Raw genomic sequence first — 12,484 nt, 5'->3', positions numbered from 1 at the left:
CGGGATCGCCGCCGTCCCGGCGGCTCAGGGCCGGGCGGCCCTCGCCGGCACGAGCTGCGCGAACTGGCGTTCGAGGATCTTGTCGGCGCCGGCGGCCCAGGCTTCCGTCAGGAAAGTCGTTGCGGGATCGGGGAAAATGTCCTCGTCCCCCTTCTCCACCGCATCGAAGACGGCTCGCGCCGTCGCTTCCGGCGAAGCTTTGGGGACGGGGAGTTCCCGTGTCATGTCAGTGTCGACCGGGCCGGCGAGCACGGCATGGAACCTGACGCCCTGTTCCGCGTGCGCGGCGCGAAGGGTTTTGGTCAAGGAGAACGCCGCCGCCTTCGAGACCGAGTACGACGTGAACATCGGCAACGGGGCTAGCGCGACGCAGGACAAAAGGTTGACGACTGCCCCGCGCGAGCTGATCAGCGCGGGCAGGAAGGCCTGGGTCACGGCGTTGGAGCCGTAGAGGTTCACCGCGAGGTGACGGTCGAGCACCGCGGGGTCGAACGGGGCGTCGGGCAGCATGACGCCGGCGTTGTTGATCAGGATGTCGAGCGCCTCGACCTCGCCGGCGGCCGCCCGGATCTGCGCGGGGTCGGTGACGTCCAAGAGGACAGGTCTCACCCGCGGATCGGGGTGGCTCAAGGGTTGCCGGGTGCCCGCGTAGACCTTTCTGGCGCCTCGCGCGAGAGCTTCCTCGGCGAGCGCTTTGCCGATGCCGCGGTTCGCTCCGGTCACCAGCACGGCGGCGTCCTCGAGAGTCATGGCCATGGCTGCCCCTTCGATTTGTTTGTCGATCGATAAACAAACCTTGTCACGGCCGTTCCGGCGGGTCAACATAAACTTGGTCGACCGACAAACAATTACGGAGGCGCATCCGGATGACCACTCGCGGCCGGCCGCGCACGTTCGACCCCGGCACCGCCCTGCGGCAAGCGCTCGATCTGTTCTGGGAACGGGGCTACGAGGGCACCTCGCTCAGCGACCTGGCCGAGGCGACCGGGGTCGCCTCGGCCAGCATCTATGCCTGCTTCGGCAGCAAAGCGGACCTGTTCCGCCAGGTCATGGAGCTCTACGGCACGACATACGGCGGACCGCCCAGGCGCGCCCTGGTCGAGCACCTGACCGCCCGCGCCGCGATCCACGCCATGCTGCGGGCCACCGCGGACCAGATCACTCTCTCCGACGCGCCGCACTACTGCATGCTGATCCTCGCCGCACCCACTGGAGCGGTGGAGAACCACGCTGTCCGCGAATTCCTGGCCGACATCCGGCGCTCGCAGTTCACGGCCGTCAGGGACCGGCTAGCGCGCGGTGTCGCCGACGGCGATCTCGCCCTGTCGGAGACCGGCCTGGACGCCGCCGCTCGCTACTACACGACGGTGGTGCAAGGCCTCTCCGTACAAGCCCGCGACGGCGCCGACCGCGCCGAACTGGAAGCGGTGATCACCTGTGCGATGGCCGGATGGGACGCCGTTGCCTCCGAGTCGGCGGACAGCTGAGCCGCCGGCCGGGGCGAGGCCAGTGAAGAACGCGACCGGCGGGTCGAGCCAGGGGGAGCGGACCCCGTCGATCGAGGCCGGTCTTTGCCGCGATGGTCCACAATAGACACTCGGCGAACCGGCCGGTTCAACGCGAACGGCGAGGGCACCATGCCCTCGCCGTTCGCAGTAGAAGCTGAATCAGACTAAACGCCGAACCATCACCAGCCGCGCTCAGCGAGACGGTGCGGCTCCGGCACGTCCTCGACGTTGATCCCCACCATCGCCTCGCCGAGTCCGCGCGACACCTTCGCCAGCACGTCCGGGTCGTCGTGGAACGTCGTCGCCTTCACGATCGCCTCCGCGCGCTGCGCCGGGTTCCCGGACTTGAAGATGCCCGAACCCACGAACACGCCCTCCGCGCCCAGCTGCATCATCATCGCCGCGTCGGCCGGGGTCGCGATGCCGCCCGCGGTGAACAGCACGACCGGCAGCTTGCCCGCCTCGGCCACCTCGCGGACCAGCTCGTACGGCGCCTGCAGTTCCTTGGCCGCGACGAACAGTTCGTCCTCGGGCAGGTTCTGCAGGCGGCGGATCTCGCCGCGGATCTTGCGCATGTGCGTGGTCGCGTTGGAGACGTCGCCGGTGCCGGCCTCGCCCTTCGAACGGATCATCGCCGCGCCCTCGGTGATCCGGCGCAGTGCCTCGCCGAGGTTGGTCGCGCCGCACACGAACGGGACGGTGAACGCCCACTTGTCGATGTGGTTCGCGTAGTCGGCGGGGGTGAGCACCTCGGACTCGTCGATGTAGTCGACGCCGAGCGACTGCAGCACCTGCGCCTCGACGAAGTGGCCGATCCGCGCCTTCGCCATCACCGGGATCGACACCGCTTCGATGATGCCGTCGATCAGGTCCGGGTCGCTCATCCGGGCGACACCGCCCTGGGCGCGGATGTCCGCGGGGACGCGCTCCAGCGCCATGACGGCGACCGCGCCCGCGTCCTCGGCGATCTTGGCCTGGTCGGCGGTGACGACGTCCATGATGACGCCGCCCTTGAGCATCTCCGCCATGCCGCGCTTCACCTTGGCGGTGCCGGTGACGGTCTGGGGTTCGGCGTTCTGCTGCTGCGACACCTTCGGGCCTTTCTCGGGGGAGCGGAAGCTTTCTTGCCCTCCAGCGTAAGGCGGCGGTGGACCGCTGAGGCAGGCCATTGCCCGGGTATCTCAGAAGGCCACTCTGCGCGCGGAAAGATCCACTTGGGCTCGGTCACTTTTCCTCCGGGATGCGTTGACCTGGGGCTTCCGGATCGGCCTACCATGGAAGAACAGGTCTAGGCCGGGAACGGCACACTGGACCGGTGCCGGTGGAGACCACCTTCGAGGTGGCCACTGGCGACAGATTTCAGCAGTCCACTTCACGCCGGCGCGGGACCGGCCGCCGGAGCGTCCTCCGGGTGGGCGGCGGCCCCGGTGCTGCCCGCCTGACCTGCCCGGTTGCGCTTCGGGCGGTCCCCCTAAGCTGGTGCGAACGTCTCACGGGAGGTCGGGTGGCGACAGCTACGGGAGCACGGCCGGCGGTCGGCGTGCTCGCCCTGCAAGGCGCCGTGCGCGAGCACGTCGCGATGCTGGAAAGCGCGGGCGCCCGCGCGGTTCCGGTGCGCCGCCCCGCCGAGCTGTCCGAAATAGACGGCCTGGTGCTGCCCGGCGGGGAGTCCACCACGATGTCGCGGCTGCTCGAGACCTTCGAGCTGCTCGAACCGCTGCGCGAGGCGATCGCGGGCGGCCTGCCCGCCTTCGGCTCGTGCGCCGGGATGATCCTGCTGGCCCGCCAGGTGCTCGACGGGCGCCCGGACCAGCAGCAGCTCGGCGGCCTCGACGTGGTCGTGCGGCGCAACGCGTTCGGCAGGCAGGTCGACTCCTTCGAAGCCGACCTCCCGTTCGCCGGCGTGCTCGGCGGGCCGCTGCACGCGGTGTTCATCCGGGCCCCGTGGGTGGAGAAGGCGGGAGACGGCGTCGAGGTGCTGGCCACCGTGCCCGACCCGGAGGACCCGCCGGACGGGCCGAGGGCGGATAGGATCGTCGCCGTCCGGCAGGGGGCGGTGGTGGCCACGGCGTTCCACCCGGAAATCACCCGGGACGAGCGCGTGCACCGGCTGTTCGTCGAGCTCGTGCGGAAAGCCTGAGCAAAGGATTGCGGCGGCCGCGCCGGGAGGCACGCGGCCGCGGGAACAGATGGAGGAAAGATGAGCGGCCACTCCAAGTGGGCCACGACGAAGCACAAGAAGGCGAACCTCGACGCCAAGCGGGGCAAGCTCTTCGCGCGGCTGATCAAGAACATCGAGGTCGCCGCCCGCACCGGGACCGGGGGAGGGGACCCGGACGGCAACCCCACGCTGTACGACGCGATCCAGAAGGCGAAGAAGAACTCCGTCCCGCAGGACAACATCGAACGCGCGCGCAAGCGCGGCGCCGGCGAGGAAGCGGGCGGCGCCGACTGGCAGAACATCACGTACGAGGGCTACGGCCCGAACGGCGTGGCGGTGCTGATCGAGTGCCTGACCGACAACAAGAACCGCGCCGCGATGGAGGTCCGGACCGCGCTCACGCGCAACAACGGCTCGCTCGCCGACCCGGGCTCGGTCGCCTACATGTTCAACCGCAAGGGCGTCGTGATCATGCCCAAGGCGGACGCGACCGAGGACGACGTCCTCATGGCGGTCCTCGACGCGGGCGCCGAGGAGGTCAACGACCTCGACGAGAGCTTCGAGATCGTCTCCGAGGGCGGCGACCTGGTGCCGGTGCGCAAGGCGCTGCAGGAGGCCGGGTTCGAGTACGAATCGGCCGAGCTGACCTTCCTGCCGTCGGTGAGCGTGCCGCTCGACGTCGACGGCGCGAAGAAGGTCTTCAAGCTGATCGACGCGCTCGAGGACTGCGACGACGTGCAGAACGTCTACGCGAACTTCGACGTGTCCGACGAGGTCATGGCCGCGGTGGACTGATCCAATCCCCGCGACACGGCCGCGCCCCCGGCACTCCCGGGGGCGCGGCCGTTTTCGTTCCGATTTCCGTTGGCGCGCAAGGGAAAACGCGAAAATCCTTGGGGCGGCGGGAAAATGACCGGCGCGGGGACTGGGCTCGGGCGCGCGGGTGGGGCAGAATGTCCGCCGTGACGACCTCCGCCCTCACCGAGCAAGAGCAGAGCCTCATCGCCTGGATCGAAACCCAGGCGAGGGAACGAGGGAACGCGGTCATCGCCGTGCCCGCCGACGACCAAGGGGCCGGCTACTGCTTCACCGCGTGCGCGTGGGCGTTGCACAACGTGCCCGAGGCCGTCGTGATCGGCCTGCCCGACCACATGGCCCCGGTGCTGCTCGACGCGTACGTCGACCGGTCCGCCAACGGCGAGATCTTCGAGGTCGGCAAACGCTACGACGATTTCTTCGACGGCGCGCCGGTGATCTTCGAACGCGTGGCGAAAGGTCACTACCCGGAGTACTTCGGGTCCGCGTTCCTCGTCTACCCGGACGGCGACTTCCCGGCGCTGCAGATGATCGTCGCGACGCCGGAGGGATACTTCCCGTGGCACGCCGACGCGCCCGAGGGCTTCGCCGAATGGCAGCCGGTGCTCACCGAAAGCGGCGACCCGGAAAGCTGGACGCCCGGCGTCGACGGTCCCTGACCAGGGCTTTCGTTCAGCCGCTCAGTGCGGCCAGGTCGTCGGCGGCGTCCGGGAACCGGGCGGCCAGCGTCGCCGGATCCGCGAACTCCACGCAGTCGTCGGCATAAGGCGGCACCACCACGGTGCCGAGCAGGCTCCACGCGCCCAGTGGCACGGTCGCCTGCCATGTCCCGGCAGGCACGACCACCTGTGGACGTTCTCCGGCGGCGACATCGCTGCCCAGCACCGGCCGCGTCACCTCGCCGCCGGGATGCAGCAGGAGCATCCGCGCGGGCGAACCCGCGTGGTGCACGAACACTTCGACCCGGTCGAGGCGGCGCGGCGCGGAGATCTCGGGCGCGGTGAGCAGGTAATAGATCGCCGAACCCTCGTCCGCGCGCCAGCTCTGCACGAACCGGCCGCCCTCCACCGGGAGCGGCTCCAGACCCAGGTGCGCGACGTAGTCCTCCGGTCCCGGCATGCCTCCATCGTGCTCACGGACGGGTCCGGCGTCCACGTCAGTCGTCGTTTTCGCGTGTCCGTCCGCCGAGCCGCGCGCCGCGACCGTTAGCCTGCATCTCGAACTGATGTTCGCGCGGGCGAAGGAGAAACGGTGCGGGTGCTCGGGGTCGACCCCGGTCTGACCAGGTGCGGCCTCGGCGTGGTCGACGGCGGCAAGGGCCGGTCGGTGCGCCCGGTCGCGGTCGGGGTCGTGCGCACGCCCGCCGACCAGGATCTCGCGCAGCGGCTGCTCGGCGTCGCCGACGAGGTGGAGCGCTGGCTCGACAAGTACCGGCCCGAAGCGGTCGCCGTCGAGCGGGTTTTCGCGCAGCACAACGTCCGCACCGCGATGGGCACCGCGCAGGCGGGCGGGGTCGTGGCGCTGTCGGCGGCGCGGCGCGGGCTGCCGGTCGTCTTCCACACGCCCAGCGAGGTCAAGGCCGCGGTCACCGGGTCCGGCCGGGCGGACAAAGCGCAGGTCACCACTATGGTGATGCGGCTGCTCGGGCTCGAGGTCAAACCGCATCCGGCGGACGCGGCCGACGCGCTCGCGCTCGCCATCTGCCACCTCTGGCGCGAGCCGATGCGGGTCCGGCTCGCCGAGGCCGAGGCCCGCGCGGCCGAACTGGTCCGCGCCCACAAGGCCCGGCTGGCGGCCGCGGCCAAAGCGGCCGGAACCACCACGAAGCAGAACGAAACAGGAGCACGACGATGATCTCCTCGGTACGCGGCGAAGTGCTGTCCGTCGGGCTCGACCACGTGGTGGTCGAGGTCGGCGGCGTCGGCCTCGCCGTGCAGGCCACCCCGGCGACGCTGGCCACGCTGCGCCGCGGCGAGCAGACGCGGCTGCACACCGCGCTGGTCGTGCGCGAGGACTCGCTGACCCTTTTCGGGTTCGCCGAGGAGGACGCGCGGGAGCTGTTCGGCCTGCTCCAGACGGTGTCCGGGATCGGGCCTCGGCTCGCGCTGGCGACGCTGGCCGTGCTGGAGCCGGACAAGCTGCGCGCGGCGCTCGTCGAAGGCAACATCACCGTGCTCACCCAGGTGCCCGGCATCGGCCGCAAGGGGGCCGAGCGGCTCAGCCTCGAACTGCGGGACAAGGTCACCGCGCTCGGCGGAACCGCCGACGCTCCGGTCGTCACCGCGCCCGGAGCGCTGCGCGGCGAGGTCGTGGAAGCGCTGGCCGGACTGGGTTTCCCGGCCAAACAAGCCGAGCAGGCGGTGGACCGCGTGCTGTCCGAGGGCGACGGGCACACCACGTCCTCGGTGCTGCGCGCGGCGCTGGCCGCGCTGGGCCGCAAGCGGTAGCCGCCGATGAACCACGAAGTGACCGAGTTCGACACCGGCGGCTACGAGGCGGACGACGAAACGCTGTCCGCGCTCGCCCAGACCGGCGAACGCGACCTGGAGACCTCGCTCCGGCCGCGGAAACTGGACGAGTTCGTCGGCCAGGAACGCGTCCGGGAGCAGCTGGAACTGGTGCTGGAGAGCGCCCGGCGGCGCGAGGTGCCGCCGGACCACGTGCTGCTGTCCGGCCCGCCCGGCCTCGGCAAGACGAGCATGGCGATGATCGTCGCGGCCGAACTGGGCGCGGCCATCCGGATCACGTCCGGGCCCGCTCTGGAACGCGCGGGCGATCTGGCCGCGATGCTGTCCAACCTGGCGCCCGGCGATGTCCTGTTCATCGACGAGATCCACCGCATCGCCCGCCCCGCAGAAGAAATGCTGTACCTCGCGATGGAGGACTTCCGGGTCGACGTCGTGGTCGGCAAGGGGCCGGGGGCGACCAGCATCCCGCTCGAGATCGCGCCGTTCACGCTGGTCGGGGCGACCACCCGGTCCGGTTCGCTGACCGGTCCGCTGCGCGACCGGTTCGGCTTCACCGGCCAGATGGAGTTCTACTCCGCGGCCGAGCTGGAGCTGGTGGTGCGCCGCGCGGCGAAGATCCTCGGCATCGAGATCGACCGCGACGGCTGCGCCGAGATCGCCGGCCGTTCGCGCGGCACGCCCCGGATCGCGAACCGGCTGCTGCGCCGGGTCCGCGACTACGCCGAGGTGCGCGCCGACGGCAAGGTCACGCTGGAGGTCGCGCAAGCCGCGCTGAAGGTCTACGACGTCGACGAGCTGGGCCTGGACCGGCTGGACCGGGCCGTGCTCGGCGCGCTGACCCGCTCGTTCGGCGGGGGGCCGGTGGGCATTTCGACGCTCGCGGTCGCTGTCGGCGAGGAGGCCACTACAGTCGAGGAGGTGTGCGAGCCGTACCTGGTCAGGGCCGGTATGCTCGCCCGCACTCCGCGCGGCAGGGTCGCGACCGCGGCCGCGTGGCTGCACCTCGGACTGGTGCCGCCGCCGGAGGCCGGACGGCCCGACGCGGGCGGTCCGACGCTGTTCGACCAGGCCTGACAAGGGCGGACAGCGGCCCGGGTGGTGGCGTTTCCGCCGGTACCTGGCACACTCGAACACAGCACATCCGTCGAAACCGGACGCGGGCAGCCGAGAAAGGCGTCCGTCGAGGAGAGTCATGAACCAGTTACTGCTGCCGTTGCTGCTGCTGCTCGTAGTGGCCGTGCCGCTCGTCATGGGCACCCGCAAGCAGAAGAAGCAGCAGGCGGCTCAGCAGGAGATGCAGAACAGCATCGCCGCCGGCGACCGCGTGATGACCACGTCGGGCATGTACGGCACGGTGGCCGACACCAGCAGCGACACCACGATCGACATCGAGATCGCGCCGGGCGTCGTCACCACCTGGCTGCGGCTCGCGGTGCGCGAGAAGGTCGAGCCGGTCGTCGAGACCGAGGAGAACGAGGACTCGGCCGAGACCGAGGCCGTCGAGCCGGCCCCGGCGACCGCGGCGTCTTCGGAGGCCCCGGCCCAGGAGTCGATCTCCGCGGAGGAGAGCCAGACCTCCGGTGCGCAGGTGGCGCCCCCGCTGGAGCACGGGAAGAAGTAGCCTCCGGGCTTCACCGGGCAGTGATCCGCCCACAGCCTACGAAAGTCGGTACGGGCGAACGCCGGGCTCACGCAGCACCGAGTACTGTCTCGGTGCTGCGTGCGTGTCCGCCGTCATAGTTCACGCCCAGCCGCGTCCGGGGGACCCCCTTCCGGCTCGCGCACCCGAACCACTTGGGGTCCATCCAGTCCGTGCCAGTTCGAGGAGACCGAAGCACCGTGGCACCATCGGCCGGGCATCTCCGCCCGGGACGCTATCTCGCCTTCTTCGCCCTGATCGTGGTCGTGCTGTACGCCTTGGTGTTCTTCACCGGCAGCGGCAAAGCGACGCCGAAACTCGGCATCGACCTCCAGGGCGGCACCCGGGTCACGCTCACCGCGCGCACGCCCGACGGCGGCCAGCCCACCCGCGATTCGCTGAACCAGGCGCGCCAGATCATCGAGACCCGGGTCAACGGGATCGGCGTCGGCGGCACCGAGGTGGTGCTCGACGGCAACAACATCGTGATCACCGTGCCGGGCGAGCAGGGCGACGAGGCGAAGAACCTGGGCCGGACCGCCAAGCTCGGGATCCGCGAGGTGATCACCTCGGTCCCGAACACCCCGGCCGCGCCGCCCTCGGCTCCCGCTTCGGGCGCCCCGAGCGCTCCGGCGACCGCGCCGAGCAAGCCCGCCGGCGGCGGGGGAGCGGAAGGCGCCCCGGCGCAGCAGCCGCCGAGCACGACGCCGTCGGCCCCGGCGACGGGCAGCGGCGACGCGGGCAAGAACCCGATCGAGGCGGCCCGCGCGGTGCGCCAGGCTCCCGCGCTGATGCCGAAGGACCCGAAGAACCAGCAGGAGGCCGCCGCCGCGCAGGCCGCGCAGCAGAAGGCGCTCGCCGCCCTCACCTGCGCCCCCAACGCAGCCGACCCGCTGGAGGGCAACGACCTGCCGAAGCAGCCGCTGGTCACGTGCGGCGACAAGAACGCCACCAAGTACGTGCTCGGCCCGGAGTTCATCCCCGGCACCGAGATCTCCAGCGCGAACTCCGGCTACGACCAGCAGCGCGGCCAGTGGATCGTCGACCTGAGCTTCAAGGGCGCGGGCGGCAAGACCTGGGGCGACTTCACGTCGGCCAACATCGGCAAGCAGGCGGCGTTCGTGCTCGACACGGACGTCGTGTCCGCGCCGACCGTGCAGAACGCCATCCTCGGCGGCAACACGCAGATCACCGGCAAGTTCACCCAGACCGACGCGAAGAACCTGGCGGACATCCTCAAGTACGGTTCGCTGCCGCTGTCGTTCGACTCCTCGGACGCCACCACGGTGTCCGCGACGCTGGGCTACGCCTCGCTGCAGGCCGGCCTCATCGCCGGCGCCATCGGCCTCGCCGTCGTGTTCGTCTACTGCCTCTTCTACTACCGGTTGCTCGGCATCCTCACGATCTGGTCGCTGGTGCTGTCCGGCCTGCTCGTGTACGCGGTGCTGGTGCTGCTCGGGCGGTGGATCGGGTACACGCTCGACCTCGCGGGCGTCGCCGGCCTGATCATCGCGATCGGCATCACGGCGGACTCGTTCGTCATCTACTTCGAACGGCTGAAAGACGAGATCCGGGAGGGCCGGACCTTCCGGTCCGCGGTGCCGCGCGGCTGGGCACGGGCGCGGCGCACGATTCTGGCCTCGGACGCGGTCAGCTTCCTGGCCGCCGCGATCCTGTACATCATCGCCGTCGGCGACGTGCAGGGCTTCGCGTTCACCCTCGGCATGTCGACGGTGCTCGACCTGGTGGTCGTCTACCTGGTCACGCATCCGCTCGTGGCGATGGTGTCCACCTCGAAGTCGAAGTTCCTGTCCAATCCCCGGAATCTCGGCCTCGGCGCCGTCCAGAAGCTCGGCGCGCAGCGCAAAGCCTCGCGCCCCGCTCCCGGCCGCCGCGCGAACGTGAAGGAGGCCTGACGTGAGCGACGAAACCTCGGGCGTCACCTCGGAAAGCCCGGACAGCCCGGAAAACGGAGCCGCCGCGGCCAAGCCCGGCAAGAAGGAAAGCTTCTTCCACCGGCTCTACGTCGGCACCGGCGCGGTCGACATCGTCGGCTCGCGCAAGCGCTGGTACACGTTCTTCGCGCTGCTGCTGCTGGTCTGCATCGGCTCGATGATCTTCCGCGGCTTCAATGTCGGCATCGAATTCGAGGGCGGCACGCAGATCCAGCTGCCCGCGCACGGTTCGCACGGCCAGATCACCCAGGACCAGGTGATCAAGTCGTTCAACACCGCGCTCGGCGAGGCCCCGGCGGAGACCCAGACGGTCGGCACCGGCAACGCGGCGACCATCCAGACCCGCTCCGAGGCCCTCACCGCCGACCAGGTGGCGAAGGTCAAGAAGCAGATCTTCGAGGACCTGGGCCCGGTCGGCAGCAACGGCAAGTCGAGCGAGCAGGCGATCAGCGACAGCGCCGTCAGCGCGTCGTGGGGCGACGAGATCTCGCGCCAGGCCCTGATCGCGCTCGCCGTGTTCCTGGTCGCCGTCGTGATCTTCCTGGCGATCTACTTCGACACCCGGATGGCGCTCGCGGCGCTCGTCTCGCTGCTGCACGACATCGTGGTGACCGCGGGCGTGTACTCGCTCGTGGGCTTCGAGGTCACGCCCGCGACGGTGATCGGCTTGCTGACGATTCTCGGCTTCTCGCTGTACGACACCGTGGTGGTGTTCGACAAGGTCCGGGAAAACACCCGGGGACTGCTCGGCCTTTCGCGGCGCACGTACGCCGAAGCGGCGAACCTGGCGCTGAACCAGACCCTGATGCGATCGTTCAACACGGCGTTCATCGCCCTGTTGCCGATCCTGGGCCTGCTGATCGTCGGCTACATCCTGCTCGGCTCGGGCACGCTGCAAGACCTGGCGCTGGTGCAGCTCACCGGTACCTTGGTCGGCGTCCTGTCGTCGGTCGCGCTGGCGACGCCGCTGCTGGTCGACTTCAAGATGCGCGACCCGCAGTATCGCCAGCAGGCCGACCGAGTCGCCGCCCGCCGGGCGAAGGCCGCGAAGCGCGAAGCAGCCGACGACGACTTCGACGCCAACGACGAGGACCAGCTGGCCGCCGAACTCCGCAAGGAAAAGGCAATGGCCGCAGCGGCCGGCGTCCCCGCGCGGCACCCAAAGCAGCGTCCGTCGGGGAAGAAGAAGCGCTGAGCCCGATGAAGCTCGACGAGGCACTGGACCTGATCGCCGAAGTCCCGGACTTCCCGGAACCAGGCGTCCTGTTCCGCGATCTCAGCCCGCTGTTCGCCGACGGCCCCGGCTTCGCCGCCGTCGCCGACGCACTGGCGGACACCCTCGACCCGGCGGCCGACGCGGTCGCCGGCGTCGAGGCCCGCGGCTTCCTCCTCGCGGCGGCGGTCGGCTACTCCCGCGGCATGGGCGTAGTCCTGGTCCGGAAACCAGGCAAACTCCCGTCCATCGCGGGCCGAGTCGACTACTCCCTTGAGTACGGCACCGCCAGCGTCGAACTACCCGCAAACGTAGTCAAGCCAGGCCAACGCATCGCCATCATGGACGACGTCCTGGCCACCGGCGGCACAGTGGCAGCGACCGCAAAACTCCTGGAAGACGCAGGCGCGAGCGTCACCGGCATCTCAGTAGTCCTGGAACTGGCAGCCCTAACCGGCCGCTCCGCTCTGGGCGGCCGCCCCATCCACGCACTCCGCACCGTCTGACCCACTTGTCCGTGAAGGGGAACCTTGAGGGAATCAGATTCCCTCAGGGTTCCCCTCACGGCCTTTCAGCCACCCACCCAACCGCAGCCGACGCACCCCACTCACCAGGCACCCAGACCCTGGCCTGCACCCCGATACGAAGCCTCCCTGCGGTCTGGGGTTGCTTGTCAAGGCATCTTTCCCGCCTTGACAAGCAACCCCAGACCGTCAGCACAATC

Annotated in this window: 14 protein-coding genes; 11 read left to right on the top strand and 3 right to left on the bottom strand. The window is 70.1% G+C overall.

Annotation, left to right across the window (positions count from 1 at the left end):
- Nucleotides 1-24: 24 nt before the first annotated feature.
- Nucleotides 25-825 carry an SDR family NAD(P)-dependent oxidoreductase gene (locus tag ACZ7OI_RS47425; protein ID WP_470270678.1) on the bottom strand — a complete coding sequence of 267 codons (801 nt, stop codon included), beginning with the start codon at nucleotides 823-825 and terminating at the stop codon, nucleotides 25-27.
- 41 nt (nucleotides 826-866) lie between these two features.
- Between ACZ7OI_RS47425 and ACZ7OI_RS47420 the strand changes: the two genes are divergently transcribed.
- Nucleotides 867-1,487, top strand: coding sequence for a TetR/AcrR family transcriptional regulator (locus tag ACZ7OI_RS47420; protein ID WP_470270677.1), 621 nt, complete (start codon nucleotides 867-869; stop codon nucleotides 1,485-1,487).
- A gap of 200 nt (nucleotides 1,488-1,687) precedes the next feature.
- Here the strand turns inward: ACZ7OI_RS47420 and pdxS are convergent, their stop codons facing one another.
- Nucleotides 1,688-2,599 (bottom strand): pyridoxal 5'-phosphate synthase lyase subunit PdxS, encoded by a 912-nt coding sequence (gene pdxS, locus ACZ7OI_RS47415; protein ID WP_344276953.1) that lies wholly within the window; start codon nucleotides 2,597-2,599, stop codon nucleotides 1,688-1,690.
- 413 nt (nucleotides 2,600-3,012) lie between these two features.
- Here pdxS and pdxT point away from each other — a divergent pair, with 413 nt between their 5' ends.
- The 3 genes from pdxT to ACZ7OI_RS47400 all read left to right on the top strand — a co-directional run bounded on the left by pdxT (nucleotide 3,013) and on the right by ACZ7OI_RS47400 (nucleotide 5,144).
- Complete coding sequence (gene pdxT, locus ACZ7OI_RS47410) at nucleotides 3,013-3,648, top strand: pyridoxal 5'-phosphate synthase glutaminase subunit PdxT (protein ID WP_470270676.1); 636 nt, start codon at nucleotides 3,013-3,015, stop codon at nucleotides 3,646-3,648.
- Between the two features lie 60 nt (nucleotides 3,649-3,708).
- Nucleotides 3,709-4,464: a YebC/PmpR family DNA-binding transcriptional regulator gene (locus ACZ7OI_RS47405; protein ID WP_116204315.1), complete on the top strand. Its 756-nt coding sequence runs from the start codon at nucleotides 3,709-3,711 to the stop codon at nucleotides 4,462-4,464.
- Nucleotides 4,465-4,622: 158 nt separating this feature from the next.
- Nucleotides 4,623-5,144: a DUF4262 domain-containing protein gene (locus tag ACZ7OI_RS47400; RefSeq protein WP_344276943.1), complete on the top strand. Its 522-nt coding sequence runs from the start codon at nucleotides 4,623-4,625 to the stop codon at nucleotides 5,142-5,144.
- A 13-nt stretch (nucleotides 5,145-5,157) separates the two neighbouring features.
- Here the strand turns inward: ACZ7OI_RS47400 and ACZ7OI_RS47395 are convergent, their stop codons facing one another.
- Entirely contained in the window at nucleotides 5,158-5,604 is a 447-nt protein-coding gene (locus ACZ7OI_RS47395) for a cupin domain-containing protein (RefSeq protein WP_470270675.1), read from the bottom strand.
- Nucleotides 5,605-5,736: 132 nt separating this feature from the next.
- Between ACZ7OI_RS47395 and ruvC the strand changes: the two genes are divergently transcribed.
- The 7 genes from ruvC to ACZ7OI_RS47360 all read left to right on the top strand — a co-directional run bounded on the left by ruvC (nucleotide 5,737) and on the right by ACZ7OI_RS47360 (nucleotide 12,266).
- The gene (gene ruvC, locus ACZ7OI_RS47390) at nucleotides 5,737-6,339 is read left to right on the top strand and encodes a crossover junction endodeoxyribonuclease RuvC (protein ID WP_037811289.1); all 603 of its coding nucleotides are present in this window, start codon (nucleotides 5,737-5,739) and stop codon (nucleotides 6,337-6,339) included.
- Nucleotides 6,336-6,932: a Holliday junction branch migration protein RuvA gene (ruvA, locus tag ACZ7OI_RS47385; protein WP_470233040.1), complete on the top strand. Its 597-nt coding sequence runs from the start codon at nucleotides 6,336-6,338 to the stop codon at nucleotides 6,930-6,932. The genes ruvC and ruvA overlap by 4 nt, the downstream gene beginning before the upstream one ends.
- 6 nt (nucleotides 6,933-6,938) lie before the next feature.
- Entirely contained in the window at nucleotides 6,939-8,027 is a 1,089-nt protein-coding gene (gene ruvB, locus ACZ7OI_RS47380; RefSeq protein ID WP_470270674.1) for a Holliday junction branch migration DNA helicase RuvB, read from the top strand.
- A gap of 118 nt (nucleotides 8,028-8,145) precedes the next feature.
- Entirely contained in the window at nucleotides 8,146-8,574 is a 429-nt protein-coding gene (gene yajC / locus ACZ7OI_RS47375) for a preprotein translocase subunit YajC (RefSeq protein WP_470270673.1), read from the top strand.
- Between the two features lie 218 nt (nucleotides 8,575-8,792).
- A complete protein-coding gene (secD, locus tag ACZ7OI_RS47370) occupies nucleotides 8,793-10,508 on the top strand; it encodes a protein translocase subunit SecD (RefSeq protein WP_470270672.1) in 1,716 nt (571 codons plus the stop codon).
- Between the two features lies 1 nt (nucleotide 10,509).
- Nucleotides 10,510-11,742: a protein translocase subunit SecF gene (gene secF, locus ACZ7OI_RS47365; RefSeq protein WP_470270671.1), complete on the top strand. Its 1,233-nt coding sequence runs from the start codon at nucleotides 10,510-10,512 to the stop codon at nucleotides 11,740-11,742.
- Between the two features lie 5 nt (nucleotides 11,743-11,747).
- Nucleotides 11,748-12,266, top strand: a complete 519-nt coding sequence (locus ACZ7OI_RS47360) for an adenine phosphoribosyltransferase (protein WP_470270670.1) — start codon at nucleotides 11,748-11,750, stop codon at nucleotides 12,264-12,266.
- Nucleotides 12,267-12,484: the final 218 nt, after the last annotated feature.

It is taken from the genome of Amycolatopsis sp. NPDC114503 (genome assembly GCF_055633655.1).
This window is presented reverse-complemented; position numbering and strand designations above follow the sequence as displayed.